At 24.1% G+C, this 551-nt stretch carries 1 protein-coding gene; it reads right to left on the reverse strand.

Features of this window, described 5'->3' with window-relative positions:
• Positions 1-190: 190 nt before the first annotated feature.
• On the reverse strand, positions 191-551 hold a 361-nt coding region (locus IE237_RS41855), incomplete at its 5' end, for a proton-conducting transporter transmembrane domain-containing protein (RefSeq protein WP_268253885.1).

Below are 551 nucleotides of genomic sequence, written 5' to 3' on the forward strand. Positions count from 1 at the left end.
CACCACCAGTTAATCTATTAGTTAATTTCATTTGATATGAAGCAGATAATAAAACAGAAATAGCAGCTAATGAACCTAATATAGGAGATTTATTAATAGCACCTGTTAAAGATAATAATTCACCAATAAAGTTTATAGATAAAGGAGTACCTACATTACAGAAGCTTAAAATTATTAAATAAACAGATAATCAAGGCATAAAAGAAATTAAACCTTGGAAATAATGTATTAATCTATTATGATATCTATCATATAAGATACCTCCAACAATAATAAATAAACCAGGAGAAACAAATCCATGAGCAATAGATAATAATAAACTACCAGTAATACCTGTTACTGTATTAGATAAAATACCTAATATACATACAGCCATATGACTAATAGAACTATAAGCTATAATAACTTTTAAATCAGTTTGTCTTAAAGTTATTATAGAAGTATATATAATAGTTATAACACATAAAACATAAATTAAAGGAGTATATAATATTGTTGCATCAGATAAAGTAGGTAATATTAATCTAATAATAGCATATACAGCTAATTTT

Source organism: Streptomyces tanashiensis (genome assembly GCF_014648895.1).
In the GTDB taxonomy this organism is placed as follows: Bacteria; Actinomycetota; Actinomycetes; order Streptomycetales; family Streptomycetaceae; genus Streptomyces; species Streptomyces tanashiensis.